Here is a 25,926-nt window from a genome sequence, read left to right as displayed (position 1 = left end):
TGTCGGCCCCGAACTCGTGAAACCATTCGATCTTTTCGCTTCCGCGTACGCTCGTTCTCGCATCCCGAGCACTCAACCCATAACAACCACTCTTATGGCTTGCCAGGTCGTTATAGGTTGAGTGCTCGGGAGGAGCGCCTTTAGGTCTCCTCCGGGAGGACACGAAAACGCTGTCACATATCAAGCGGGGGTCCTTCGCGCCCGACGCGTGCATGTATGCAAGTTGCCCCTATCTTCTTGATATAATTATGATTATTTCGAGCCCGAATTTTCTCAAAAAAAACCTAGCAACATTAAAAAAAAAAAAAACCGATAATGGGTAGTAAGAGGTTAAGACAAACAAACAGGAGACATCTATGAGTGACCCACGTATTCCCGATGTTACGCGCCGCATCCAGTCCGGCGACTGTCAGTGGTTGAAAGACAACTTTCCTAAGCTCAACTGCGATTGCTCAACAGGCATTTGCACTGCAGACACTCCTGATGGAAGTGACCAGGCCCTCAATAAGGCAAGAAAGGACCACCCGGAGTTTATAAAAATACAGCTGCCTACGAAAGAGATCTGGTTCCAGTCTCGCCTGCGGATAGACAATCAGTGGTGGAATGTACTGATAGTGGATGGCAATGACATTGGCAATCCGTACGAAGATACAGACAATATTCTAATTGGTCGCGCGGGCGAAGCGAGCCTGCAACTTCTTCGCCATTTTATGTATCGAAACACAACGGAGATATTCATCAAGTTTGTTGCCCCCGCAGTTATGGCCTATGAGTCTGCGTTGAGGGCGGCGGGCATCTTGCGGGGTGATTGAACGAGGTCTGACTCAGGACAATGAGGCCCCGCAATGCGGGGCCTTTGTTTTTTCGGGCGGGTGGCAGCGCAATCAGGGCCTTGCACGAAAACACTGCAGAGGTGCAGCGAAACGCTGCACCTGCCTGATAAGGCCCCCTTGATTTTCAATCTGTTTTTCCTGGCATGCTCCTTGCTATTCAATTTCTCATGGACCGCAAAACCTCTGACAATGATCGCAACTCACCGGCTCGCTCCACAGAATTGCAGCCTGCTTCATCGGAGCAGGCGCCGGAGATCGAGAATCACATTCTAATCATCCGGGGCCAGAGGGTAATGATCGATGCTGATCTGGCATATTTGTACGGTGTATCGACCAAACGACTCAATGAGCAGGTTAAGCGGAATCATGGGCGTTTCCCGCCTGATTTCATGTTCAAGCTGACGAACGAAGAATGGGCTGAACTGGTCGCAAATTGCGACCGGTTCAAAAACCTTAAACATTCCACATCGTTACCCACCGTGTTCACAGAGCACGGAGCTGTGATGCTTGCAAATATCCTGAGGTCCAAGAGGGCCGTGGATATGAGCGTCTATGTCGTCAGGGCCTTCATCAGGCTCCGTGAGGCAATGGCCTGGAATAAAGAGCTGGCAAAAAAGATAGATGAAATTGAACAACGAATGGACATCCACGACAAGGCGATCACCTCTCTCTTCAATGCGATCAAGAAAATGATAGCCCTGCCACCGCCGAAAAAGAAAAAGATCGGGTTCATTCACTGAAAAGATACTCCACGGCCCCGCGATGCGGGGCCTTTGTTTTTTCGGGCGAAATGTTGTAATAATTTCAATATGACCTGCAAATGCCACACCGACTACCTCTGGTTCCAGACCGAGAAGCTGCACGAGTTCGTGAATATCACTGACAAGGTCGCGGATATCGTCGGCAAGAGCGGTATCAAGGACGGCATGGCGCTGGTGTCGGCCATGCACATCACGGCCGCGGTGTACGTGAACGACGCGGAGAGCGGGCTCATCGCCGACATCGAGGAGTGGCTGGACTCAATTGCGCCGCAGGACAAGGACTACCGCCACCATCGCACAGGCGAGACCAACGGCTACGCGCACCTGTGGAACCTCACCCTCGGCCATCAGGTGATGCTGCCCATCACCAAGGGCAAACTGGATCTGGGCCCCTGGGAACAGGTCTATTACGCGGAGTTTGACGGCCGGCGCAAAAAGCGCGTGATCGTAAAAGTGATGGGTATTTAGTATAATTTATATTAATTTATCTATCATATCTTTCAGCCCTATCCCCCATATCCCTCCAGATCACTTCATAAAGATCATATAAGTGTTTGCGGCGCATAAGCTTTTATGTTATTCTGCTGGCATCCTATGGGGGATAGCACGAAAAAACCAATAACAACAAGGAGTTGCATATGAGCAAGCCGATCAATGCACGCGGTTTCCTCTACCTGCTGGCGATCGTATTCATCGCCCTGTTTGCAGCCTCGGGCTGCGGCCACTCCAGCTCGGGCCAGATACCCGACCCGGAGATCATCGCTCCACCCGCTCCGGATGTCAGCCAGGCCATCGACACAGACGGCGACGGGATACTCGACGGAGTGGACAACTGCCCCACGATCCCGAATCCAGACCAGCGCGATATTGACGGCGACGGGATAGGCGACGCCTGCGACGAGGACATCGACGGCGACGGCATACCGAACGTGCGCGACAACTGCGTCGTCGTGTTCAACCCCTCTCAACTCGATTCGGACGGCGACGGCATCGGCGACGCCTGCGACCCTGAGTTCAACGACGCGGACGGGGACGGAGTGGGCGACGCCATAGACAACTGCGTGCTCGACCCCAACCCGCTCCAGGAGGATCTCGACGGCGACGGGATCGGCGATGTCTGCGACGACGACATCGACGGCGACGGAGTCCTCAACGTGGACGACAACTGCGAGATCGTCCCCAACCCAGGCCAGGAGGATCTGGACCTCGACGGGATCGGCGACGTCTGCGACGACGACATCGACGGCGACGGAGTGCTGAACGTGGACGACAACTGCGCAAGGGTCCCGAACCCGCTCCAGGAGGACCTGGACGGTGACGGGATCGGCGACGCGTGCGACGACGACACCGACGGCGACGGCATCCTCGACGGCGTGGACAACTGCGTGCTCGACCCCAACCCGCTCCAGGAGGACAACGACGGCGACGGGATGGGAGACGTCTGCGACGACGACGACGACAACGACAGCGTGCTCGACGTCTTCGACAACTGCCAGTTCATCCCCAACCCCGGACAGGAGGACCTGGACGGCGACGGACTCGGCGACGACTGCGACCCTGACATCGACGGCGACGGAGTCCTCAACGAGGACGACAACTGTCCGATGAACGCCAACCCGCTCCAGGAGGACTTAGACGGCGACGGGATAGGCGACGCATGCGACCCCGACATCGACGGCGACGGCATACTCGACGACGGCGACGCGTCGGGCATCATCGGGGACAACCCGTGCCGCGGCTTCGGCTCGAAATACTGCTCGCTCAACGCCGACCCGAGCAAGTGCACCGAGGATAGCATGTGGAAGGCATGCGATGACAACTGTCAGTTCGTCCCCAACCCGCTGCAGGAGGACATCGATTACGACACGACAGGCAGCGCCTGCGATCCGGACATGGACGGCGATGGGATCCCGAACCGGCTCGACGACGGCAGCGATGAATTGTGGGAGACCTGCATTGACGCCGAAACGGTCGACTGCTACGACAACTGCCCCTACATGCAGAACCCGGACCAGCTCAATTTCGACCACCGCTACATCGACGAATCCTTCACGCACCCGTCCGGCGCGGTAGTAGTCGGCGACCTCTACGGCGATGTCTGCGACGGCGACGACGATGCGGATTCGATCCTCGACTTCCAGGACATGTGCCCCTTCAGCCGCAACTGCTGGTAGCGGCGAGCGCACAAGGCAAAAAAAGGCCCCGCCGAAAGGCGGGGCTTTTTTTCTTTATCTCGGCTTCTCAGCGTCTTAGCTTCTTCTTAAGCCTCTTCACAGCTTGAACGCCAGGTAGATGCTGGAGCGGCCGCGCTTGATGAAGAGGCGTACCATCTGGCCCTCCTTGAGCTTCTCGGTCGCTTTTGCGTAATCCTCCATGGTCTGAATCCTGTCGCCGTTTATCTCGAGGATCACGTCGCCGCTCCTCACGTCCGCGCTCTCGACCGAGCTCCCCGGCTCCACGCGCGACACGACCACGCCCCTGAAGTTCTCGGGCACATCGAGCCCGCGCGCCTCCTCGGGCGTTATCTCCCTGACCACGAGCCCCAGCATGTCCGCCTTGCCGCGGCTCCATGGCGAGGGCTCGACCTTCCCCCTCTCGGCGGTCGCCTTGTCCTGAGTGCCGATCTTCACGGTCAGCTCCTTCTCCTCACCGGACCTGAGGAACTTGACCTTTGCCTCTGCGCCGGGCTTGGTCTGGCCGACCGCGACGGAGAGGTCCATGGGGTCGTCGACCTTCTCGCCGTCGAATTTCACTATGACGTCCCCGCGCCTGAGCCCCGCCTCCGCGGCGGGGGAGCCCCCGAAAACCTCGGTGATCAACGCCCCTTTCTCGTCCTTGAGGTTGAAAGACCTGGCCAGCTCCGGCGTGATCGTCTGGATGGCAACGCCCAGCCAGCCGTGCGAGAAGCTCCCCTTGGAGATGAGCTCGGGCAGCATGGAGGTCGCCATATCTATCGGTATCGCGAAGCCGATGCCCTGTCCTGCAGCATATATCATCGTGTTGATGCCTATCACCTCGCCCTTGAGGTTGAAGAGCGGCCCGCCGGAGTTGCCCGGGTTGATGGAGGCGTCGGTCTGGATGAAGCGGGCATAGGGGCCCCCGCCGATCACCCTGCCCTTGGCGCTGACGACGCCCACGGTCACAGTGTGCTCGAGCCCGAAGGGGTTGCCTATGGCCATGACCCAGTCGCCAGGCCTCAGGGTCTTGGAGTTGCCGAGCGCAACCACCGGCAGGTCGCCGTCCGCCTTGATCCTTATGACCGCTATGTCGGTCTTCTCGTCGCGACCCACGACCTCGGCCTTGAACTTGCGTCCGTCGGAGAGCACGACCTCTATCTGATCGGCCTGGCTCACGACGTGGTTGTTCGTGAGGATGGTGCCGTCCCTGTCGATGATGAAGCCGGAGCCGAGGCTGTGCTGGACCTGCTCGCGCGGGACCATGCCCTGGTCGAAGAAGCGCTCGAAGAAGTCATCGAACGGATCGCGGGGGCCGAAGCGCGGGATGGCCATGCCGCCGCCCCTCATCTTCTTGCTGGTGGAGATGTTGACCACAGCCGGCTCCACCCTCTCCGCCAGGTCGGCGAACGACATCGGCTCGGCCTTGAACCAGGAGGCGGGCACGAGGGCCCCGGCCTCGACCTCGGCCCGGGAGATCGCCAATGCGCACGCATCGCCGGCGACCGCCGAAACGAGGAGCGCCAGGGCGGCCATCATCACCAGTGTCATCTTCTTCATCGCACACTCTCCTTTCATCCTTGCTTTTTCACCTCGACGTACATCATCCGCAGGTCGTAGAGCACGTGCTCCATGAGTCTCGACTCCTGCTCGCTCAGGTTGCCCCTCGTCTTCTCCTGCAGCATCGCGATTAGGTCGATCGTCTCCTTGGCGAGCGGGAGGTTCTTCTCCGGCTTGCCCGTGGAGGGATGCGGCACCAGCCCCATGTGAAACTGCGCGGAGGTGGCAAGGCTTAGCGTGAACGTGGAGAAATCCATGGGCGGCGGTGATTCGGCTTCCGCGCCGGCAGCTGCCGAAGACCCCTGCCGCCCTTCGCCCACGGGCGAGGCCTCGGGCTCCCGGGCCCCCTCCTCCCCCTCGTCAGCGTCGTCCCTGGGCCTGCCCTCCGAGTCGAACCGCCGCCGGTCCTTCACCTTGATGTCGCCCTCGCCCTCGTTCTCCCGCTTCTCAGACATGATAACCCCCTGAATTGCTGAGCTGTTACATCCGGGCCCGGCGCGTGTCAAGGCTGCCCGACCATGCTTTTTTCCTTTGCGCTTTTAAAACCCATCTCCTACTATCCTCCGCGATGAAATCGCGATTTATCACGGCCATTTTCGCGCTCTGCGCCATATCGGCGCTCGCCTGCGGGTGCGGAAAGGAAAAGGTGATGGTGGGCGAGGGCGAGCCGGGCGCCGCGATATCCAAGTGCCTTTCCCTCTCCTCCAGGGGAAAGCACGAGGACGCGATTCAGTGCCTCGAGATGTTCAAGGCCCGCTACCCCAACACCCGCGAGGCCCAGGAGGCGGAGCTCCTCATAGGCGACTCATACTTCGCACGCAAGGATTACCTGCTGGCGGCCGAGTCATACGCCGCATTCATCAAGCTCTACCCGCTGCACCCGAAAGCCGACTACGCGCACTACCGCATCGGCGTCTGCTACTACAAGGAAGCGCCCAAGGCGATCGACCGCGACCAGAAATACCTGGAGGACGCGATCATACATCTCAAGGCCGCGGCCAGGGGGTACCCGGGCAGCGACTACCGCGAGGCGGCCATCGCGACGCTCAAGGCGGCGCGCAACCGCCTGGCCAGGCGCCAGTTCTACGTCGGCCGTTTCTATTACAGGACCGGCGAGTACAAGGCGTGCCTCGGCCGCTTCGACGAGGTGGCCGAGATCTATCCCGAGTCCGGCCTGGCCGACCGCGCCCTCTACCACATGGTCGAGGCCAACCTCGGGCTCGGCAACATCGCGGCCGCGAGGGACTCTTACGGCAAGCTCGTCTCGCGCTACCCGGACAGCTCCTACACAAAGCGCGCGGAGCGCAAGATGCTCAGCGCCGTGAGCAAAAAATCCTGACAGCGGGGGCATCGAATGGAAAACATCAAGGAGCTGATTGCTGCGGGAAAGCAGTGCTTCGAGGGGAGGCAGTACCGCAAGGCGGAGGAGTATCTGCGCCGGGCGATCGAGATGAACCCCAACTTCGCCGACGTCCTCAACATGCTGGGCGTGATCGCCCACTCGGAGGGCAGGTTCGCCTCGTCGATCGACTGCTTCCAGAGGGCGCTGGAGATCAACCCCGGCTACACCGAGGCGATGCTCAACCTCGCGGTGCTCTACAACGACCTGGGGCAGTACGACGACGCGCGCAGGCTCTACGAGAAGCTCAAGGGGCGCACGGCCAGGGGCACTTCCAAGATAGAGCCGGTCCTCAGGGGCAAGCTCTCCAACCTGCACGCGGACATCGGAGACATCTACCGCTCCATCGGCCTCTTCGACATGGCCTCCGACGAGTACCGCAAGGCGCTCACGCTCAATCCCACCTACTTCGACATCCGCACCAAGCTCGGGCAGTCCTTGCGCGAGGGGGGCAGGCCCAAGGAGGCGGTCTCGGAGCTCAAAGCGGTGCTCAAGGCAAACGGCAGATACGCTCCCGCGCTCGTCCAGCTCGGAGTCACCCACTACGCGATGGGAAACATTCCGGACGCGAAGCGGTCGTGGAAGAAGGCGATGGACGGATCGAAGAACCCCTATGCCGAGATGTATCTCAGGCTCTGCGCCGCTACGGAGCGAAGTTCGGGAAAGGTTAAGGTCAAGGCTAAGGTTAAGGATAAGGTTGAGGTCAAGGGCAGGCGATCAAGAAAGAGATAGCGGCAGGATTCTCCCATGAGCGAAACGAGGACAGAGAGGGACGCGCTGGGCGAGGTGAATATCCCCTCCGACGCCCTGTGGGGCTCATCGACACAGCGGGCGCTCGAGAACTTCCCCGTCAGCGGCAGGCGGATGCCCCGCCAGATCATCTGGGCGCTCGGGCTGATCAAAGCGAAGGCCGCCCTTGTGAACGGGCGGCTCGGGCTCGTGGACGAAGCGCACGCGAGGCAGATCGCGGACGCGGCGAACGAGGTGGCGGAGGGAGCACACGACGCCCAGTTCCCGCTCGACGTTTTCCAGACCGGCTCGGGCACCTCCACGAACATGAACGCCAACGAGGTGATCGCCAACCTCGCGAACATCGCGCTGGGCGGCGCGGCCGGCGAGTACAGGCCGGTCCACCCCAACGACCACGTCAACCGCTGCCAGTCCTCCAACGACGTGATCCCCTCCGCGATACACCTCGCCGCAGCCGGCGAGATCGACAGGGAGCTCGTTCCCGCGCTCGAGGAGCTGAGGGCCTCGCTCGCCTCGAAGGCCAGGGCCTTCGACGGGATCGTCAAGACCGGCCGCACACATCTCATGGACGCGATGCCGGTCAGGCTCGGCCAGGAGTTCGGGGGATACGCCCGCCAGATCGAGAAGGCCATAGAGAGGCTGCGCAGGCTCATGCCCGCGCTGTGCGAGCTGGCGCTCGGGGGGACCGCCGTGGGCACCGGCTTCGGGGCTCACCCGGACTTCGCCCCCGAGGTGTGCGCGCTCCTGTCCGAAGATCTCGGGCTCGACTTCAGGCCGGCCAAGGACCGCTTCGAGGCGCTCTCTTCCCGCTCCACCTGCGCCGAGGCGGCGGGTTCGCTCGCTGCCACCGCAACGAGCATGACGAGGATAGCGGACGACCTTCGGCTCATGGCCTCGGGGCCGAGGCTCGGGATCGGCGAGATAACCCTCCCCCCGGTCCAGCCCGGCTCGTCCATCATGCCCGGCAAGGTGAACCCGGTGATCCCGGAGATGGTGACGCAGGTCGGGGCGCAGGTGATCGCAAACGGCACCGCGGTCTCCATAGCCGCGCAGGCCGGGCACCTCGAGCTGTCCACGATGCTCCCGCTGATCGCCGCGAACCTGACGGAATCGATCTCGATCCTCGCCGGCGCCGCCCGCGCATTCGCGAGGCGATGCGTGGCAGGCATAGAGGCCTGCGACGAGATATGCTCGCGCGACATCGAGCAGAGCCTGGCGCTGGCCACGGCGCTTGCGCCCAAGCTCGGCTACTCCGCTGCCGCGGAGATCGCGAAGGAGGCCTCGCTCTCGGACCGCACGATCCGCGAGGTGGCCCTGGAGCAGGGCGTGGCCGACGAGGCCGAGCTGGACGAGATGCTGGATGCGATGAGGCTTACGACCAACGAATAGCTAGACCCTCTCCACGTACTCGCCGTCCTCCGTCTTGATCCTTATCCTGTCGCCGGCCTCCACGAACGGGGGCACCATGACCGTGAGCCCGGTCTCCACCGTGCACTTCTTGTACGAGGCGGACGCGGTCTGCCTCTTCACCGAGGGCTCCGCATCCATGACCTTGAGGTCCACCGTCGTGGGCAGGTCCACGCCGATCGGGGTGCCCTCGTAGAACGTGATCTTCACCTTCGTGTTCGGCAGGATATACTGGATCGCGTCCCCGAACATCTCGTGGTCCATCTCGATCTGCTCGTAAGTTGAGGTGTTCATGAGGTGGTAGCGGCCGCCGTCGTCGTAGAGGTACTCCATCTCGTGCTCCTCGAGGTAGGCCATCTCCACCTCCTCGGTCGCGCGGAAGCGGTTCTCGAGCTGCACGCTGTCCTTGATCCTGCGCATCTTCGCCTGGACCATGGCCCTGAGGTTGCCGGGCGTGAGGTGCGTGACAGAGAGCACCCTGCACAGGTCGCCGTTGTAGATTATCACGTTCCCCGCCCTCATCCTGTTCGCCTGGACCATTTTCCCTCTCCTCCTGTAGAGCGGCGGCTCCTCCCGCCACAATTTGAGGACCCTTTTTCCGATGACGCTGTAAAAAGGGGCCTCAAATTCTGGCTCGCGTCGCCGTCATACTGACGGCCAATACCTATTTCAAGAGACCCTCGACCGCAGCGAGGGCCTTGTCCAGGTTCGCCGCGTCGGCGCCGCCGCCCTGCGCGAAATCGGGCCTGCCTCCGCCCTTTCCTCCCACCATCTCCGAGACCTTTCCGACGATCTTGCCGGCGTGTACCCCCGGGGTCAGGTCCTTCGACACCGCGGCGATCATCGAGACCTTGCCGTCTGAGACCGAGGCCAGCACGACCACCGATTTCCCGAGCCTGTCGCGGCACTTCTCCGCCCACCGGGAGAGGGTGTCGCGGTCCGGCGCATCCACCTGCGCGGCCAGAAGCTTCATGCCGCCCACATCCCTCGCCTGTCCCAGCAGGGCGTCGATCCCGCCCTTCGCGCCGCCGGCCCGCGCGATCTTCAACTCCTTCTCGAGGGCGGAGATCTCCTTCGCCATCTTCTCCGCGCGATCGAGAAGCTCGCCAGGCTGCGTCCTGAGCGCCTTTGCGAGGGAGAGCCTCTGCGCGACGAGGTCGTCGATGTACTCCTCCACGCCAGCGCCGGTGATCCCCTCGATCCTGCGGATGCCGGCCGCTACCGACGACTCGGAGAGGATCCTGAACATGCCGATGTCGCCCGTGGCGTGCACGTGCGTGCCGCCGCAGAGCTCCTGCGAGAACCCCGAGACGTCTATCATTCGCACGCGCTCCCCGTACTTCTCGCCGAAGAATGCCAGCGCGCCGCGCGAGACCGCCTCGTCGTAGGTTAGCTCGTACGTCAGCACCGGGTAGTTCTTGCGTATGGCCGCGTTGACCCTGCGCTCGACCTCCCTCTGCTCCTCCGCGGTCATGGCCTGGAAATGGGAGAAGTCGAAGCGGAAGCGGTCGGGGCCCACGAGAGAACCGGCCTGCTTCACGTGCTCGCCGAGCACCTCGCGCAGCGAGCGGTGGAGCAGGTGCGTGGAGGTGTGGTTGGCGCGTATCCTGTCGCGGCGCTCGGCGTCGATGGCGAGGGTGAGCCGCGCGCCCACGGAGAGCTCGCCTCGCATCACCTTGCCGCGGTGGACGATGAGGTCGGGCAGGGGCCTCTTCGTGTCCTCGACCTGGATCTCGATGCCCTCGGCCACCGCGACGCCGGTGTCGCCGACCTGGCCTCCCGACTCGCCGTAGAACGGGGTAGAGGCGGCGACGAACTCTATCTCGTCGCCCTCTTTCGCCGCCTCCACGCGCGCGCCGCCGCGGAGGATGGCGATGACCTGTGACTCGGTCGTGTCCTTGCCGTAGCCCTCGAAGCCGCACCTGATCCCCTGCGAGACCATCTCCTTGTATGCCGGGCCGACCGACTCCTCGCCGGAGCCGCGCCAGCTCGCGCGCGCCCTCATTCGCTGCTCCTCCATCAGCTTCTCGAATCCCTGCGTGTCCACCGAGAGCCCCTGCTCCGCCGCGATGAGCCCGGTGACGTCCAGCGGGAAGCCGAAGGTGTCGTAGAGCCGAAACGCGGTCTCGCCCGATATGGTCCTGTCCTTCGCCGTCTTTGCCGCGGCCATGAGCAGATCGAGCCCCTTGTCCAGGGTCGCGAAGAAGCGCTCCTCCTCCGCGCCGATGACCTTGGTGATGAAGTGCTCGTGCGTGGCCAGGTCCGGATACGCCGCGCCCATCTCCTCCACCACGACCCCCACCATCCCGGAGAGGAACGGCTCGTCCCTCCCTATGCGCTTCCCGTAGCGGATCGCGCGGCGGAGGATGCGGCGCAGGACATATCCGCGGCCCTCGTTCGAGGGGATCACCCCGTCGCCTATGAGGAACGCCGAGCAGCGGAGGTGGTCGGCGATGACGCGCAGCGCGACATCGACGTCCTTTTTCGAGCCGGCCTTGACGGCGGTCGCCCTCGCCGCCTCGGCGATGAGCGGCCTGAAGAGGTCGGTCTCCCAGTTGGACTTCACCCCCTCGACCACCGCTGCCAGGCGCTCCAGCCCCATGCCGGTGTCGATCGACGGGGCCTCGAGCTTCACGAGCTCGCCGCCCTCGCTGCGGTTGAACTGCATGAAGACCAGGTTCCAGATCTCCATGAAGCGGTCGGAGTCGAGGTCCTCCGCCTTCACCGGGCCCTCGCCGAAGTCCCAGATGATCTCGGAGCACGGGCCGCAGGGGCCGGTGTCTCCCATCGCCCAGAAGTTGTCCTTCTCGCCCAGGCGGAAGATGCGCCCCTTGGGCAGGTGCGCCTCCCAGAGCCTCTCCGCCTCGTCGTCATCCTTGAAGACCGTGGCGTACATGCGCTCAGGGTCGAGGCCGAGCTTCTCGGTCAAAAACTCCCACGCGTAGGCGATCGCCTCCTGCTTGAAGTAGTCGCCGAAGCTGAAGTTGCCCAGCATCTCGAAGAACGTGTGGTGCCGCGGCGTGTGGCCCACGTTCTCCAGGTCGTTGTGCTTGCCGGAGACGCGCATGCACTTCTGCGAGGAGCAGGCGCGGGTGTAGGGCCTCTTCTCATCGCCCACGAAGGTCTCCTTGAACTGGACCATGCCCGCGTTGGTGAAGAAGATCGTGGGGTCGTTCTGGGGGACGAGGGACGAGCTCTTCACCCTGGTGTGCCCGTTCTTTTCGAAGTACGCGAGAAACGCCTCGCGGATCTCTTGAGCCTTCATGAGCTGAACGCTCCTTTATGCAGATAAATCAATATGTTAGGCGCCCAACCTGAACCGGCCGGGGCAAGTTCGGGCATACCTAACATCACCGGCAGGAAATGACAAGGCAACTTCGGGGGTTCTGCCTGCCGATAACTGTCAATGGATGGCACCAACCATCGTAAAAGAGGCTGCCAGACTGACCCCTCAGGAGAGGGCATTCCTGAAGGAGCTTACCGGCAACGACTACGAGGCAATCGTCTCGGGCGACGCGCTTGACGGCACCATCGGACTGATCGGGACACCGGAGGTCGAAATACTCTCCCTGCCGGACGGCGCCGAGAAAAACCTCTATCGACTCGCTGCGGTCAGACTCTCGAGGGAGGTAATCGTCAGGGCTGTCTCTGAGTTGCCCATACCGGATTTCATCTGCCGGGGCATCAGGGCCCTGCTTAACTCGGAGGCAGCCGACTGGTTCTCCCTTCACTCGGCAAAGCTGAAATCGCGTGAAGACGAGCGATCGCTCATCGCCGACGAGCCCCTCTTGAAGCTCTTTGAGAAATACGACTCGAAAGAGATGGACTATGTTGAAATCGTGCTGGATGAAAGAGACAGCACTGTAACGAAGACCATGAGGCTTGAAGCCTTCCGCCGCCTTTACGAAACCCTCACGCCCCAGCTCAGATCAGCCCTGCATTCGATCGACTTGAGGGAACGGGAGCTCGATTTTTCAAAATACGGTCTCCTGAATGTTCAAGGCAACTCCTATTCAGATATCAGCCATATCCATCTCAGGGGGTACGATGCCAAGGGCTCCGGCGAGCTGACGTACCACGAAGCAGCACACCTCCTGACAGATCTGCACGGTGAAAAGCTGAAGGCGGAGTGGATAGAAGCTGCGGGAGATGTCTATGTCGGACTCAGCGGTGGGGACCCGCGCGAGAAAAGCCTTCGGGCTAAAGTTGAACCCTATCTCGACAAGGGGCTTCTCTCAAATGACGACCTGCCGCACATAGATGTTGACGAGTGGAGAACATACAGCGATCTCGAATGGGCCTTGACGAAGAAGGGATTGATATCGTTATACGCAACTACGAGCTATGACGAAGACATATCCGAGCTCGTGGGCAAGATTTACAAAAACGACTACACTCTCAGGAGGATGGAAAACAGTATTCCGACCTTTACGAAGAAGATCGACCTGTTGAAAAAATACGGCTACATAAGCTCTCACCAGCACGACACTATAATGGGCATGCTGAACGGAGAAATTGGCAAATCTCTGTCGGATCTGCCAGCAAGGTACAGCGAGATGCTGACCGCTCCGGCCAGAGAAGTGCTCGGCCACATGGCGAACCTGCGCTCCGCAGAGATTTACTGCGACGGCAAGAACGACTGGGCTTTCCACAGAGGCATGTTCTGCTCCGAGTTCAAACACTACGACCCGCTGCCCGACGACGTTGTCAGGGAGATACCGGAGAAATATATCTCAACGAAAAAGCTGTAGCGCCCCCTTATTCACGCCCCTTCGCAGCTTCCTTTGGCTGCTCCTTTGCAGCACCTTTCGGCACATCCACCTTCTGCGCGTTTGCATCCGCCCTCTTCACGATCCCGTGCTTCTCGAGGATCGCCTTCTCGAGCCGCGCCATGACCTTCGGGTTCTCCCTGAGGAAGTCCCTGGCGTTGTCGCGGCCCTGGCCGATGCGCTCCTCGCCGCAGGAGTACCACGCCCCGCTCTTCTCCACGAGCCCCATCTCGGCGGCCAGATCGAGCACGTCGCCGGCGCGGCAGACGCCCAATCCGTAGATGATGTCGAACTCCGCCTGCTTGAACGGGGGCGCGACCTTGTTCTTCACGACCTTCACGCGGGTGCGCGATCCGATCACGTCCTCGCCGACCTTCACCGGCGCGATCCTGCGGATGTCCAGGCGGACCGAGGAGTAGAACTTCAGCGCGTTGCCGCCGGTGGTGGTCTCGGGGTTGCCGAACATCACGCCGATCTTCATGCGGATCTGGTTGATGAAGACCACCATGGTCTTTGACTTGGAGATCGTGGCGGTGAGCTTGCGGAGCGCCTGGCTCATGAGGCGGGCCTGCGCGCCCATCTGCGCGTCCCCCATGTCGCCCTCGAGCTCCGCCCTGGGGACGAGCGCAGCCACCGAGTCGACCACGAGCACGCTGATCGCGCCGGAGCGCACCAGCGTGTCCGCTATCTCCAGCGCCTGCTCGCCGCTGTCCGGCTGGCTGATGAGCAGTTCCTCGGTCTTCACGCCGAGTTTCCGCGCGTACTCCACGTCCAGCGCGTGCTCGGCGTCCACATAGGCCGCGATCCCGCCCTGCTTCTGGGCCGCGGAGACCACCTGCAGCGCGAGGGTGGTCTTGCCCGACGACTCGGGGCCGTAGATCTCGATGACGCGGCCGCGGGGGAGCCCCCCCACCCCGAGAGCTATGTCGAGGGAGAGCGAGCCCGTTGATACGGTGTCGAGCCCCTGGTACAGGGGCTCGTCCCTCCCTAGGCGCATGATCGAGCCCTTGCCGAACTGCTTCTCGATCGTCGCGACCGCGAGGCCGATCGCCTTCTCTCGATTGTCCGTCGGGGGATTCGGTGCTGTGGTGGTCATATGGTCTCCTTTTTCTGGTTGCGTGACTCGTGACTCGTAACTCGTGACTCGCAAAATCCAAACGATTCACGACTTACGCAATCTCCAGCATCATTTCCTGCCTCCGCTGCCGAGCGGGAAGCGCTCGAGCACGGTGTAGATCGGCCCTTTGGGGGTGAGCTCGCTCCTGTAGAGCGCCAGCGAATCCACCGTGAATTCGCCGAGGTCGGTGTCAGTCATCTTCTCCACCATGCTCACCAGCGCCTCGCTGTCCTTGAAAGGCGCCCTGGCCCTGCCGAGCGTGAGGTGGAGGCGCAATATCCTCGGGTCCTTCCTGATGCCGATATCCGCGAACGCCTCCTCGAGCCTGGCGTGCAGCGAGATGACCGTTTCGGTCTCGCCCTGCAGCCCCACCCACAGGACCCTTGGGTAGCGCCAGTTCGGGAACACGCCTACGCCGTGGCCCGACAGCTTGAACGGCGACTGGTGCCGGACCTCCTGCTCGATGAGCCTGGACAGTTTCCCGGTGAGAAGTTCCTCCTCCACGTCGCCGAAGAAGCGGATCGTGCAGTGCACGAGCTCTGGGTTCACCCACTTCACGCCGCGCACCTTCGGGGAGAAGAGCTCGATGAGCTTTCCCAGCTCGACCTTGAGCTCCTCCGGTATATCGAACGCCAGAAACGATCTCATCTTCACCTTAAGGCCTCTCCCTTTGAGCTTTCAGCTTTGAGCTTTCAGCTTTGAGCTCTGATCATATGTCTGCGCGCCATGTCCAGCGCGGTCGCAGCGACCATCTGCCTGAACTCGATCCTCGCCCGCTCAAAGACGTGGTGCGAATGCTCGATGCCGCCCTCGATCGCCATCGCTATATGGACGGTGCCCACCGGCTTCTCAGCGGTGCCGCCCGACGGCCCTGCTATGCCCGTTACGGCGAGGCCGACGGAAGATCCGCTCACGCTTCTTATGCCCCGAGCCATGGCCTCCGCGACCTCCCTGGAGACCGCGCCGTGCCTCTCGATGGTCTGGCGCGGCACGCCGAGGAACTCCTCCTTGGAGCGGTTGCTGTACGCGACTGCGCCGCGCTCGAACCAGCGGCTCGCGCCCGGGACGTCGGTGATCATGGACGATATGAGCCCGCCGGTGCACGACTCGGCGACAGAGAGCGTCGCGCCCCTCTCCACGCACATCCGGCCCACGACCTCGGCGAGCGTCGCATCCCCCTCGCCGTAGATCACCTCGCCGAGCCGCTCGCGGATGTTCCCGGCAGCGGAGTCGATCATGCGCCTCGCCTCCGCCTCGGAGCCGGACCTGGCGACTGTCTTGAGGAGTATCTCGGGAAACTTCACCCGAAACGAGAGTCTCGCGCCACAGAGATCGACTCCCTTGAGCCTCTCGTCGATCGTGGCCTCCGGAAGGCCGAAGCAGCGGAAAACCTTCTCCACGCGCGCGCCGCTCGAGCGCTCCCTGAGCCACGGCTCCACCGAGTCGCCGAATATCTGGTGGAGCTCGGAAGGGACGCCGGGGAGGAAGATGAAATCGCGGCCGCCGAGCGGGGCCCTGAGGCCGGGGGCGGTGCCGACCCGGTTCGGGAGTATCTCGGAGCCGGCAAAGACCATGGCCTGCTTGTCGTTCGAGGGCGAGTAGGGCCTGCCGACCCGGACGAAGAATGCCCGCATCTCTTCAATGATGCCCTCATTGCGAACAAGATTCGCGTCGAACGCCCTCGCCGCGGCCTCCACCGTGATGTCGTCCGCCGTGGGGCCCAGGCCGCCCGTGACCATCACGCACTCGGCCCTCTCTGAGGCGAGCCTGAGGATGTCGCCTATCGCGCGCATGTCATCGGGCACGCAGGCGTGCATCGCTACCTCGTGCCCGAGGGCGGTGCAGCGCTCCGATATCCAGGCGGCGTTGGAGTCGACTATCACGCCCTGGATGACTTCGTCGCCGGTTGTTATAACGGCTATCTTCATTGTTTCGTGACTCGTGACTCGTGACTCGAAAAAACCTCACCACCAGGTGATGCCTTGGATGCCCAGGGCCGGGAGGACGAACTCCAGCGCGAGCAGCGACACGCTGGCGTAGAGGCCGGCCATGACGTCGTCGAGCACCACGCCCCTGCCGTCGGAGAAGCGCCTCTCGATCCAGCGTATGGGAGGCGGTTTGACGATGTCGAATATGCGGAAGAGTACGAACCCCACGACCGCGAGCGCGAAAGAGGGCCTGTGAAACGCCATGGTGACGAGATATCCCGCTATCTCGTCGATCACCACCTGCGGAGGGTCGGTCTCCTCGAAGATCGACTGCGCGCGGGTTGCTATCCATATGGCGAACACGACGAATGTCACGGTGAAGATCGCGTAGGAGAGGGGCGGAAGATAGCGGACCAGCCAGTAAAGGCCCAACCCCACCACCGTGCCCCACGTGCCCGGGGCGAGCGGTATGCGCCCTGCAAAGCAGCCTGTCGCGAAGAATGCGGTCATGTGTCTCAGCACGGTCCCCCTGCCTCAATGGCGGGCGACGCTATCACCTGACGGATAAAATGACAACGCAGAACAATGCACGAGCTGTGCCGGAAAAAATCCTTTATTTATCAAAGAGCCGAAAAAAACAGGTGCTGCGAAACGCTGCAGCACTGCACAGTTTTGGGCACCCCCTCACCTTCCGCCCTCCGCCGTTCACATTTCAAGGGAAAACAGAAGGCCCGGGAACGGCATCTTTCTGATCGAGAGGCGCATCCGGCTTGATTATGTTGACAAGATCACAGGATGGCGCTAGGGCGAGGCACGGGCAAATGCCCTTATTTCGGCCCTTTCAGGGTTTTTAAGACAATAGAAAGCGGTAATAAAATCGGCCGTTTTACCCCATTTTCTGAGCAACTCGGCGCGCGGTTAGCCGATAACGGGGATGGAGAACGGACGCGATGATCCAGCACAGATTCACATTGACGTTCCCCTGCGCCGGACCGCCGGCATCGCCCTCGGGCATCCCGGCGCAAGGCCCGATCAAGATCACCGCCAACGATCCTTTCCTCAGCGGGCCCCCCGGGGCCGGGCAGCTGATCGCTGACGTGAATCCGGCCCGCACCCACGCCTCGAGATTCGCCGCGCAGGCGCGCTCCATGGGGGACGGGGGGGTCGTGGACCACGAACGCGCCCGGATCGGCATTGAGGCCAGTCAGGGGATCGAGCACGCGCGCAGGCATCTGAGCGAGGGCCGCTATGAAGAGAGCGGCAAAGAATACGCCGCTGCAGCCGGCGCTCTCGAACAGACCGATGCGGCGAGCGGCAGGGCTTTCTATCTTGAAATCGCGCAGGGCGTGAACCGTTTCAGGGAGTCCTCCATCGGGGCGGCGCTGTTTCACCTCGCCGAGGCCCCGGCAGCCCATCTCAAGCGACTGGCGATGGTGAGGGAGCTGATAAAGGACCCGGCCCAATTCAGCGGGACCGACCGGGCAAAGGCCGACGTAGTCACCGCCTTTCAGCTGATGCGCCACGCCGCTTCGGCATCGTCGCCGCCGCTCAAGCTGCTGTCGGACGCGCAGGAGTCGCTTCGGCGCGCCCTGCAGACGATCGACGGTTCGGCCGACGGAGAGGGGCGCGACCTTCAGTTCTCCACCCGCCTGCTCAACATCGAGATCATCTCGCGCCTGATCGAGCTCGCCCACAACCGCACACACCAGAGCGAGCGGGATGCGCTGATCGAGGAGCTGCACAACGAGTTCAAGAAGCTGAAGCCGGCCCATCTCACGGATGAGATGAAGCGCCTTGCCGCAGATCACCTCTACGACTCCGCGAAGCTCATGGCCCTCCACAAGCTGTGGAACCCGGCGCTGAGGATGGCCCGAACGCTCGCCGAGTCTTTCAGGGGGACCCCTGCGGCGCATCGCCTCGCAGAGGACAGGATATTCGAGCCGTTCGTGGACGGCGACCGGGTACTCGGGGGCGAGGAGATCAAGGCGCTCTCACGAAAGGGCCGCTGGCGCAAGAGGCTGCAGGCCGCAATACAGCACTCGCAATCGGAGGGGCTCAAACACTCCGCTCTCGCGGGCGCCATCGGCATGGCCGCAGGCATGGCAGGGGAATACCTGCTCACTGGCGGCTGGACGCTGGCGGGCGGCGTGGCGGGCGCCGGCATCCTCGACACATTATACCGCCTCATAAGGGGCTGGAACACGAACGAGGCCCAGGCGGCCGGCGGCACGGGGACATACGAGCGCGGCTTCCTGGATACGCTCAGGGACGCGGCCCGCGTGGTGACTCACGGCGCCATGACCATGGCCGCGTGGCTGCTCCCGTCGGCGCTCCTCGCGTCGGGCGCAGGCGGGGCGACCGAGTTCTACACACCGTTCGCCAAGGCGTTCGCCAAGGCGTTCTCCGGGATCCTCGATCTTCCCGACAAGGGCGCGGCATTTTTCAACTCGCTCGTCAGCGGCGATGCGACCGCCAGGGCCAGGGACGCCATAGCCTCCACGCCCGGGGTCAAGCTGGCCCTGGGCGCGGCCTACCACCTCTACACGAAGAGCTCCCTGGCGATCTTCTTCGCCGACTTCCCGAAAAAAGGGAGAGAGTGGCTCAAGACGACGACTCTCAAGTCGGTGCCGATACTCAAGCACCTGCCCTTCATCAGAAACTGCCGCCTGCCGTTCCTCTTTCTGCCCGGCGCCATGATGCTCTCGGCCGACATCAGCGCATCCATCGTCGGGATCGACGCCGCACCGTTCGTCGACAAGGCGTGGTGGGTCGCCGCCGGGCTGAGCGCACTGGGCGTCACCGAGAGCCTCTTGATGCTCACCAACGCGGGCGCGACCCCCATGGCCGCGAAGCAGGATTCCGGGAAGAAGAGAAACGTGCTCTCGAGGTTCGCATCCTCCACCGTTCCGGCATTGAAGGGGCTGGACCCGCGCAACGAGGACAGCAACTGGATGCTCCCGATGACCGCCTCCATCATGATCGGAATCACAGCCCCGATAGGCCACGCGATACAGCAGATGGTCGGGGAGAGGCCGTCGACGTTCGTGCGGGGCATGATCCAGGGCTCGGCGCTCACCTTCATCCAGCTGCCCATCGCGCTCCTCATGAGCGGAGTCGCAAAGGGCAAGTACAGCATCATCGCCAATGTTTCCGAGGCGTGGCGCGAACGGGCCGGCAGGGCCTTCCCGGTCCGCGCGGCGGGGTCCGCGTACGCGCTCCTCAGGTCGTTCAGGGCGTTCTACACCTACAACAGGGGCATCCGCTCGGGCACATGGGACCTCCCCTCCGCGGGGATAAGGTCGATGCTGGGATGGAACAGCCTCGCCGGTTACGGGGCGTTCATCGGCATGAACCTGCTCACCATCAACGGGGCCACGACCGCCACCTGGCCCGAGCCGAGCGGGACGCGCTGGGACATGGAGCAGTTCGAGGCGAGGACGAGCAAGGCATTCGCAGCCTTCCAGGAGCTCAAGGCCGCGGGCAAACTCTCGCGCCCGGAGATGGCGAGGATGTTCGAGGAGACGAAGCTCGATCAGTTCTTCAGGCTGGCCGGTCAGCGCATGCACGGCCTGCACCCCTTCTTCGGCCATAAGTCGTTGAAGGACCGCCTCTGGCAGGTCGTCTCCATAAGCCGGGCCGTAAAACCGCCCTCGTTCCCGCACATCCCCAACGAGATGCAGTACACCTCCATATACAGGCTCCTCGAGGAGGGAAAGGTCTCCGATGAGCAGCTGTCGATCCTCTTCGAGTATCTGAAGTTCTACGCGCCAGATGTGCAGAGATACGGCTCCCTGAGGCCTCTGGTGCAGACCCTCGCCTTCGCAAGGGGCAGCAGCCGCTCCGGCGCGGCGATAAGGGAGTTCTTCACGGAGCGCCCGGACATACCCATGGCGCTCGGGGTCGATCTCGACCTCCACAAGTCCCCGAAGGCGCCCTACGGGCTCGACCGGCGCGCATACGTGCGCGAGAGATTAAAGGAGCCGTTCAAAGTCACGGAGCAGCGCATGATGGCGCACAGGCGCGCAGAGGCGGGCACCCGTCACGCGGACCGCCTCTTCGTCGGAATCGCACGGCCGAAGGATTCTGCCTCACAGCCGGATGAGAGAGGCGGGACCACGGCCCTGCCGGCTGAAGCGGAAGAGAAATAGCCACCTCATTTTGTTTGACATCCCCTCCCTGACCCCTTACTTTCCCTGAAATTTCAACCGCTTGTCGTGGAGACGCACCTATGAAGAGAAACGCTGCGGGAACGATCTGGAGGGCGCTGAAGGCCCAGCCCGCAGCGCCAGCGATCTCCGATCCCGGGGAAGTCGACCGGCTCTACCGCCACTGGCGAAAGCGCGTGGCCATCGCGACGTTCGTCGGCTACGTCGTATTTTACCTCTGCAGAAAAAACATCTCCGCTGCCCTGCCCGCCATGAGCGCCGAGCTCGGCTATTCCAACACCGATCTCGGGCTCCTGGGGGGCGCCCTCTACGTCACCTACGCGATCGGCAAATTCGTGAACGGCGTGTTCGGCGACCAGGCCAACCTCAGGTACTTCTCAGCGGTCGGCCTCTTCCTCTCATCCCTGTGCTGCATCATGATGGGCGTGACCGGGAGCCTGGTGGCCCTGGCCTTCTTCTGGGGCTTGAACGGCTGGTTCCAGTCCATGGGCAACCCCCCGTTCGCGCGCGCGATGTGCCACTGGTTCACCATCTCCGAACGCGGGACCAAGTTCGGCATCTGGTCCACGTGCCATCAGGTGGGCACCTGGATCATAATGCTCACCGGCGGTTTCATAATAGCCTCTTTCGGATGGAGGGCGATATTCTACATCCCGGCGGCGATAGGGATCGTCACCGCTGTCTCGCTGGTGGTAGCGCTGCGCGACACGCCCGAGGCCATGGGGCTGCCCCACGTCGAGAAATACAAGCGCGACAAGCTGGTCGACAAGGAGTCCGCGCGCGAATTCGACCAGGAGACCGAGCACGAGGGGTTCGGAAAGATCTTTCTGCACCAGGTCCTGCTCAACAAGTACATATGGCTCTGCTCGTTCATCAACATATCGGTCTACATAGTGCGCTTCGGCACGCTGGACTGGGCGACGAAATTCCTGGTCGAGGAAAAGGGGTGCACGATAGAATTCGCCTCAATGGAGGCGAGCATGATCCCGCTGTTCGGAATAGTGGGGATGATCCTCGCCGGGTGGATGTCGGACAGGCTCTTCAAGGCGCGGCGGGCCCCGGCCACCGTGATCTTCTTCATCGGCACCGCCCTGTCGATACTGGCGATGTACTTCGTGCCCCCGGGCTGGAACATCTTGCAGAGCGTAGTCCTGGGGTTGATCGGCTTTTTCACCTACGGGCCGCAGTTCCTCATCAGCGGCGCGGCGGCGCTGGACTTCGGATCCCGCAAGGCGGCGGCGACCGCGACCGGCTTCATAGGCACGTTCGGTTACGCGGGGGCCGCGCTGTCGAGCCTGGGTTCGGGCGTGATGATAGACAAATACAGCTGGATAGGCGGTATCCTCTTCTGGGCGGGGGCCGCGGCCGCAGGAGCTCTGCTCACTACGCTCATGTGGAACGCAAAGCCAAAGCACATGTGACCCGCTTCAATATTCACTGCGCTATTGATATGTGAACGCGCGCCTGATAGGCCATGTGCCATGGCCAGGGTGCGCACGATATTCTCATGCCAGGGCTGCGGCGCGCAGTCGCCGCGCTGGATCGGCCGCTGCCCCGAGTGCGGCGAGTGGAACACATACGCCGAGGAGCGCGAGGAGACGCCGCACAAGGCGGACGCCTATGCGCCCGATTCGGCGCGGCCGGTCGACCTCTGCGACATCACCGCAGGCGAGGGCGGGCACGTGCCCACTGGCATCGCCGAATTCGACCGCGCGCTGGGCTCGGGGTACATACCGGGCGGCGTGGCGCTGATCGGCGGAGACCCGGGCATCGGCAAGTCCACGATCGTCATGCAGGCCCTCGACCGCGTGGCAGCCGCAGGGGCCCCTGCCCTCTACATCTCCGGCGAGGAGAGCGCCTCCCAGATAAAGCTGCGCGCCGACCGGATGAAGCTCTCGGGCCGCGGTCTCTCCGTGCTGACCGAGAACTGCGTGGAGCGGATAGTCGACCACATGAGGGAGATGAAGCCCGCGGTGGTGGCCATCGACTCCATACAGACGATGTTCACCTCCGACCTCGCCTCAGCGCCCGGCACGATCGGCCAGGTGCGCGAGTCGGCGGCCAAGATACTCGGCTGCGCGAAGCAGATGGGGATCGCCGCGTTCCTCGTCGGCCACGTGACGAAGGACGGCGCGATCGCCGGCCCCAAGGTCCTCGAGCACATGGTGGACACGGTGCTCTACTTCGAGGGCGAGCGCGGCCATTCGTTCCGGATACTGCGCGCCATCAAGAACCGCTTTGGGAGCACAAACGAGATCGGCGTCTTCGAGATGACCGGCCAGGGGCTCAAGGAGGTGCGCGACCCGTCCGGCATATTCCTCTCCGAGAGGCCATCGGCAGCTGCGGGCTCGGTGGTCTCGGCGTCGCTGGAGGGCTCGAGGCCGCTCTTGCTCGAGATCCAGGCGCTCTGCTCATCCTCGGGCTTCGGCACCCCGCGCCGCACGGCGATAGGAATAGACACTAGCCGGCTGGCGCTCCTGATCGCGGTGCTCGAGAAGATCGAGGGGCTCACGCTCCGCGACCAGGATGTGTTCCTCAACGTCACCGGCGGCATGCGCATCACCGAGCCCTCCTCCGATCTGGCGGTGATCTCCGCCATCAACTCGAGCTTCTTGAACAGACCCGCAGACCACGGCACTGTGATCGTGGGCGAGGTGGGGCTCGCAGGCGAGATCCGCGCGGTCATGGGTGTTGAGGCGCGCGTCAAGGAGGCGGAGAAACTGGGATTCCGGCGCGCCATCGTGCCGAAATCCAACCTCAAGTCGAAGCTCCCGTCCAAGATGGAGGTCTTCGGCGCCTCCTCCGTCGCCGAGTGTTTGAGGCTCCTTTAAACATGTGACCGAGGACAACGGGGTCTCAAGGCCCCAGATGAGGGCTGAAATCGGCCCAGGATCGCCGTTCCCAAGCTGGATCCCGTACAATAAACCTTTTAAATCAAATAGTTACATTTATAAGAAACTCCCGAATCTTGGCAGCGATCTTGCAACTATCTATTGCCGAGGGGTTGGTGACTCCGAATCAGGGGGACTCTAAAATGGCATTTGTAAAGACCAGAGACCAGTCGCAGATGCAGAACAGGGTTGGCGGCTCCTACGGCGAGCGCAGGGCGCTCTCGCAGGGCCCGGCAGCGCAGGTGCAGAAACCTGCGGCATCCAAGCCCCTCGACGACTTCAACAGGGTCGACAGGCGCAACATGGATTCGTTCGCGCCCAACGCCGACTTCAGGAAGACAGCGCCGGCAAAGGTCCCGGGCATCCCCTACAAGAAGAGCCTGCACGAGCACGTGGAGCGGGGCACCGCGCCGGTCAGCGCAGACGCCAAGGCCCCGTCCGACCGCGCGATCCTCAACTTCCTGGACAAGGTCATAGCCGCTGAGCCCCAAAGGCCCAAGGCCCAGAGCAACGTCTCGCTCAACTCGAAGCCCCTCAACAAAGTGACCCCCAAGGCCCACCGGGCGTCCCTGCCGGTCAGGCCGGCGCTGCCCAGGAGCTCGAGGCCCATTCCCTCGATGGCCAAGACACACTCCAACAAGGCGTAATATCGCGTTTTTCCCCCTTGCCTCTGGCGATTTTATATGTTAGGTCGCCCACTCTTTCAAAAGGAGAGGCAGATGAAGGAAGGAATCCATCCGAAATCAGAAGAGGTCAGCATCACCTGCACCTGCGGGGCTGTGGTCAAGACCACCTCGACCCTCGGCAAGGACTTCACCGTGGAGCTCTGCTCCAAATGCCACCCGTTCTTCACGGGCAAGCAGCGCCTGGTGGACTCCACCGGCCGCGTGGAGCGCTTCCAGAAGCGAATGGAGAAGTTCCAGGCCCACCAGGACGCCAAGAAGAGCAAGGCGGCGGGCAACCAGTAGCTGTGCTCACCCAAACCCGATATGCCCATGGGCCCAATGGCCCGTGGGCATTGTCTTATCCGTGACTCGTGACTCGTGACAGGTAAAAACTATGTTCAAGAAGCTTGAAGAGGTCGAGAAGAGGTTCGAGGAGCTCACCGCAGAGATGGGGGATCCGTCGGTGGCCTCGGACCAGGCGCGCTTTCAGAAGATAGCGAGGGAGCGCTCCGGCCTGGAGGATGTGGTCTCGGCCTACCGCGACTACCGCAGGGTCGAGCAGGCGCTCGCAGACAACCGCCACATGGCGGCCGACGAGTCCGACCCTGAGATCGTGGAGATGGCCCGCTCCGAGATCCCCGCCCTCGAGGGGGAGCTCTCCGAGCTCGAGAAGAGGCTCAGGATCCTCCTGCTGCCCAAAGACCCCAACGACGAGAAGAACATCATCCTCGAGATACGCGCCGGCACCGGCGGAGAGGAGGCTGCGCTCTTCGCCTCGGACCTCTTCCGCATGTACTCGCGCTACGCAGAGGAGAGGCGATGGAAGGTCGAGATACTCGAGCAGAACGCCACGGGACTCGGCGGCATCAAGGAGGTGATCGCCGTCATCGCCGGCGAGCGCGTCTACAGCGACCTCAAGTACGAGAGCGGCGTGCACCGCGTGCAGCGCGTGCCTGAAACAGAGGCGTCGGGCAGGATACACACCTCGGCGGTGACGGTCGCGGTGCTGCCCGAGGCGGAGGACATAGACGTGGCGATCGAGGAGAAGGACCTGCGCGTGGACGTGTACCGCGCCTCGGGCCCCGGCGGCCAGGGGGTCAACCGCACCGATTCGGCGGTCCGGCTCACGCACCTGCCCACCGGCCTCGTCGTCGCGTGCCAGGACGAGCGCAGCCAGCACAAGAACAAGGCCCGCGCCATGAAGATACTGAAATCGAGGATACTGGATCTGGAGATCCAGAAGCAGGAGAAGGAGCGCACGGCGACGCGGAGGTCGATGGTCGGCAGCGGCGACCGCTCCGAGAAGATCCGCACCTACAACTACCCTCAGAACAGGCTCACCGACCACCGCATCGGGCTTTCCCTCTACAACCTGCAGCAGGTGCTCGAGGGCCGGCTCGGCGAGATGATCGACGCCCTGAGGACGCACTATCAGGCGGAGGCCATGAAGGCAGGTGGAGATACTGATTGAGTGGTCAGTGAACAGACCACGAGTCACGAGTCACG

Annotated in this window: 22 protein-coding genes; 14 read left to right on the top strand and 8 right to left on the bottom strand. The window is 62.6% G+C overall.

What is annotated here, in order from left to right; genetic code table 11:
- The first annotated feature begins 356 nt into the window (after window positions 1-356).
- From JXA24_04740 to JXA24_04725, 4 genes are all read left to right on the top strand, one after another.
- A complete protein-coding gene (locus JXA24_04740; GenBank protein MBN1283063.1) occupies window positions 357-812 on the top strand; it encodes a hypothetical protein in 456 nt (151 codons plus the stop codon).
- Between the two features lie 188 nt (window positions 813-1,000).
- Complete coding sequence (locus tag JXA24_04735) at window positions 1,001-1,573, top strand: ORF6N domain-containing protein (protein ID MBN1283062.1); 573 nt, start codon at window positions 1,001-1,003, stop codon at window positions 1,571-1,573.
- A gap of 69 nt (window positions 1,574-1,642) precedes the next feature.
- Window positions 1,643-2,062, top strand: coding sequence for a YjbQ family protein (locus JXA24_04730; protein ID MBN1283061.1), 420 nt, complete (start codon window positions 1,643-1,645; stop codon window positions 2,060-2,062).
- A gap of 170 nt (window positions 2,063-2,232) precedes the next feature.
- Window positions 2,233-3,768, top strand: a complete 1,536-nt coding sequence (locus tag JXA24_04725; protein MBN1283060.1) for a thrombospondin type 3 repeat-containing protein — start codon at window positions 2,233-2,235, stop codon at window positions 3,766-3,768.
- 96 nt (window positions 3,769-3,864) lie between these two features.
- Here the strand turns inward: JXA24_04725 and JXA24_04720 are convergent, their stop codons facing one another.
- Window positions 3,865-5,328 (bottom strand): DegQ family serine endoprotease, encoded by a 1,464-nt coding sequence (locus JXA24_04720; GenBank protein ID MBN1283059.1) that lies wholly within the window; start codon window positions 5,326-5,328, stop codon window positions 3,865-3,867.
- A 14-nt stretch (window positions 5,329-5,342) separates the two neighbouring features.
- Window positions 5,343-5,585: a DUF1844 domain-containing protein gene (locus JXA24_04715; GenBank protein ID MBN1283058.1), complete on the bottom strand. Its 243-nt coding sequence runs from the start codon at window positions 5,583-5,585 to the stop codon at window positions 5,343-5,345.
- A 311-nt stretch (window positions 5,586-5,896) separates the two neighbouring features.
- On the opposite strand from JXA24_04715, the gene bamD reads away from it, so the two are divergent.
- Genes bamD through JXA24_04700 form a run of 3 tightly spaced genes read left to right on the top strand, consistent with a single transcriptional unit; the run spans window position 5,897 to window position 8,866 of the window.
- Window positions 5,897-6,667: an outer membrane protein assembly factor BamD gene (bamD, locus tag JXA24_04710; protein ID MBN1283057.1), complete on the top strand. Its 771-nt coding sequence runs from the start codon at window positions 5,897-5,899 to the stop codon at window positions 6,665-6,667.
- Between the two features lie 15 nt (window positions 6,668-6,682).
- Window positions 6,683-7,459 carry a tetratricopeptide repeat protein gene (locus tag JXA24_04705; GenBank protein ID MBN1283056.1) on the top strand — a complete coding sequence of 259 codons (777 nt, stop codon included), beginning with the start codon at window positions 6,683-6,685 and terminating at the stop codon, window positions 7,457-7,459.
- Window positions 7,460-7,474: 15 nt separating this feature from the next.
- Window positions 7,475-8,866 (top strand): class II fumarate hydratase, encoded by a 1,392-nt coding sequence (locus JXA24_04700; GenBank protein ID MBN1283055.1) that lies wholly within the window; start codon window positions 7,475-7,477, stop codon window positions 8,864-8,866.
- Here the strand turns inward: JXA24_04700 and efp are convergent, their stop codons facing one another.
- Together efp and alaS are read right to left on the bottom strand one after the other, a co-directional pair.
- The gene (gene efp, locus JXA24_04695) at window positions 8,867-9,424 is read right to left on the bottom strand and encodes an elongation factor P (GenBank protein ID MBN1283054.1); all 558 of its coding nucleotides are present in this window, start codon (window positions 9,422-9,424) and stop codon (window positions 8,867-8,869) included.
- 124 nt (window positions 9,425-9,548) lie between these two features.
- Window positions 9,549-12,149, bottom strand: coding sequence for an alanine--tRNA ligase (alaS, locus tag JXA24_04690; GenBank protein MBN1283053.1), 2,601 nt, complete (start codon window positions 12,147-12,149; stop codon window positions 9,549-9,551).
- Between the two features lie 145 nt (window positions 12,150-12,294).
- Here alaS and JXA24_04685 point away from each other — a divergent pair, with 145 nt between their 5' ends.
- Window positions 12,295-13,635: a hypothetical protein gene (locus JXA24_04685; protein ID MBN1283052.1), complete on the top strand. Its 1,341-nt coding sequence runs from the start codon at window positions 12,295-12,297 to the stop codon at window positions 13,633-13,635.
- Between the two features lie 7 nt (window positions 13,636-13,642).
- Here JXA24_04685 and recA read toward each other — a convergent pair whose 3' ends face one another.
- The 4 genes from recA to JXA24_04665 form a co-directional block, all read right to left on the bottom strand.
- Window positions 13,643-14,749, bottom strand: a complete 1,107-nt coding sequence (gene recA / locus JXA24_04680; protein MBN1283051.1) for a recombinase RecA — start codon at window positions 14,747-14,749, stop codon at window positions 13,643-13,645.
- Window positions 14,750-14,839: 90 nt separating this feature from the next.
- Window positions 14,840-15,424, bottom strand: coding sequence for an RNA 2',3'-cyclic phosphodiesterase (thpR, locus tag JXA24_04675; protein MBN1283050.1), 585 nt, complete (start codon window positions 15,422-15,424; stop codon window positions 14,840-14,842).
- Window positions 15,425-15,462: 38 nt separating this feature from the next.
- The gene (locus JXA24_04670; GenBank protein MBN1283049.1) at window positions 15,463-16,698 is read right to left on the bottom strand and encodes a competence/damage-inducible protein A; all 1,236 of its coding nucleotides are present in this window, start codon (window positions 16,696-16,698) and stop codon (window positions 15,463-15,465) included.
- A gap of 36 nt (window positions 16,699-16,734) precedes the next feature.
- Window positions 16,735-17,208: a phosphatidylglycerophosphatase A gene (locus tag JXA24_04665; GenBank protein MBN1283048.1), complete on the bottom strand. Its 474-nt coding sequence runs from the start codon at window positions 17,206-17,208 to the stop codon at window positions 16,735-16,737.
- Between the two features lie 440 nt (window positions 17,209-17,648).
- Here JXA24_04665 and JXA24_04660 point away from each other — a divergent pair, with 440 nt between their 5' ends.
- The 6 genes from JXA24_04660 to prfA all read left to right on the top strand — a co-directional run bounded on the left by JXA24_04660 (window position 17,649) and on the right by prfA (window position 25,891).
- On the top strand, window positions 17,649-20,846 hold the full coding sequence (locus tag JXA24_04660) for a hypothetical protein (GenBank protein MBN1283047.1): 3,198 nt from the start codon (window positions 17,649-17,651) through the stop codon (window positions 20,844-20,846).
- Window positions 20,847-20,926: 80 nt separating this feature from the next.
- Window positions 20,927-22,285, top strand: coding sequence for an MFS transporter (locus tag JXA24_04655; protein ID MBN1283046.1), 1,359 nt, complete (start codon window positions 20,927-20,929; stop codon window positions 22,283-22,285).
- A gap of 60 nt (window positions 22,286-22,345) precedes the next feature.
- Window positions 22,346-23,695, top strand: a complete 1,350-nt coding sequence (radA, locus tag JXA24_04650) for a DNA repair protein RadA (protein MBN1283045.1) — start codon at window positions 22,346-22,348, stop codon at window positions 23,693-23,695.
- Window positions 23,696-23,898: 203 nt separating this feature from the next.
- On the top strand, window positions 23,899-24,402 hold the full coding sequence (locus JXA24_04645) for a hypothetical protein (protein MBN1283044.1): 504 nt from the start codon (window positions 23,899-23,901) through the stop codon (window positions 24,400-24,402).
- Between the two features lie 72 nt (window positions 24,403-24,474).
- Window positions 24,475-24,723 carry a 50S ribosomal protein L31 gene (gene rpmE, locus JXA24_04640; GenBank protein ID MBN1283043.1) on the top strand — a complete coding sequence of 83 codons (249 nt, stop codon included), beginning with the start codon at window positions 24,475-24,477 and terminating at the stop codon, window positions 24,721-24,723.
- Window positions 24,724-24,814: 91 nt separating this feature from the next.
- Complete coding sequence (gene prfA / locus JXA24_04635) at window positions 24,815-25,891, top strand: peptide chain release factor 1 (GenBank protein MBN1283042.1); 1,077 nt, start codon at window positions 24,815-24,817, stop codon at window positions 25,889-25,891.
- Window positions 25,892-25,926 lie beyond the last annotated feature (35 nt).

Source organism: Pseudomonadota bacterium, from assembly GCA_016927275.1.
Lineage (GTDB): Bacteria > UBA10199 > UBA10199 > 2-02-FULL-44-16 > JAAZCA01 > JAFGMW01.
The sequence above is the reverse complement of the archived record's forward strand: the minus strand, read 5'-3'. Positions and strand labels throughout refer to the sequence as shown.

Coding starts and splice junctions, on each gene's coding strand:
- JXA24_04740 (MBN1283063.1), top strand. CDS start 357: ATGAGTGACCCACGTATTCCCGATGTTACGCGCCGCATCCAGTCCGGC.
- JXA24_04735 (MBN1283062.1), top strand. CDS start 1,001: ATGGACCGCAAAACCTCTGACAATGATCGCAACTCACCGGCTCGCTCC.
- JXA24_04730 (MBN1283061.1), top strand. CDS start 1,643: ATGACCTGCAAATGCCACACCGACTACCTCTGGTTCCAGACCGAGAAG.
- JXA24_04725 (MBN1283060.1), top strand. CDS start 2,233: ATGAGCAAGCCGATCAATGCACGCGGTTTCCTCTACCTGCTGGCGATC.
- JXA24_04720 (MBN1283059.1), bottom strand. CDS start 5,328: ATGAAGAAGATGACACTGGTGATGATGGCCGCCCTGGCGCTCCTCGTT.
- JXA24_04715 (MBN1283058.1), bottom strand. CDS start 5,585: ATGGATTTCTCCACGTTCACGCTAAGCCTTGCCACCTCCGCGCAGTTT.
- bamD (MBN1283057.1), top strand. CDS start 5,897: ATGAAATCGCGATTTATCACGGCCATTTTCGCGCTCTGCGCCATATCG.
- JXA24_04705 (MBN1283056.1), top strand. CDS start 6,683: ATGGAAAACATCAAGGAGCTGATTGCTGCGGGAAAGCAGTGCTTCGAG.
- JXA24_04700 (MBN1283055.1), top strand. CDS start 7,475: ATGAGCGAAACGAGGACAGAGAGGGACGCGCTGGGCGAGGTGAATATC.
- efp (MBN1283054.1), bottom strand. CDS start 9,424: ATGGTCCAGGCGAACAGGATGAGGGCGGGGAACGTGATAATCTACAAC.
- alaS (MBN1283053.1), bottom strand. CDS start 12,149: ATGAAGGCTCAAGAGATCCGCGAGGCGTTTCTCGCGTACTTCGAAAAG.
- JXA24_04685 (MBN1283052.1), top strand. CDS start 12,295: ATGGCACCAACCATCGTAAAAGAGGCTGCCAGACTGACCCCTCAGGAG.
- recA (MBN1283051.1), bottom strand. CDS start 14,749: ATGACCACCACAGCACCGAATCCCCCGACGGACAATCGAGAGAAGGCG.
- JXA24_04670 (MBN1283049.1), bottom strand. CDS start 16,698: ATGAAGATAGCCGTTATAACAACCGGCGACGAAGTCATCCAGGGCGTG.
- JXA24_04665 (MBN1283048.1), bottom strand. CDS start 17,208: ATGACCGCATTCTTCGCGACAGGCTGCTTTGCAGGGCGCATACCGCTC.
- JXA24_04660 (MBN1283047.1), top strand. CDS start 17,649: ATGATCCAGCACAGATTCACATTGACGTTCCCCTGCGCCGGACCGCCG.
- JXA24_04655 (MBN1283046.1), top strand. CDS start 20,927: ATGAAGAGAAACGCTGCGGGAACGATCTGGAGGGCGCTGAAGGCCCAG.
- radA (MBN1283045.1), top strand. CDS start 22,346: ATGGCCAGGGTGCGCACGATATTCTCATGCCAGGGCTGCGGCGCGCAG.
- JXA24_04645 (MBN1283044.1), top strand. CDS start 23,899: ATGGCATTTGTAAAGACCAGAGACCAGTCGCAGATGCAGAACAGGGTT.
- rpmE (MBN1283043.1), top strand. CDS start 24,475: ATGAAGGAAGGAATCCATCCGAAATCAGAAGAGGTCAGCATCACCTGC.
- prfA (MBN1283042.1), top strand. CDS start 24,815: ATGTTCAAGAAGCTTGAAGAGGTCGAGAAGAGGTTCGAGGAGCTCACC.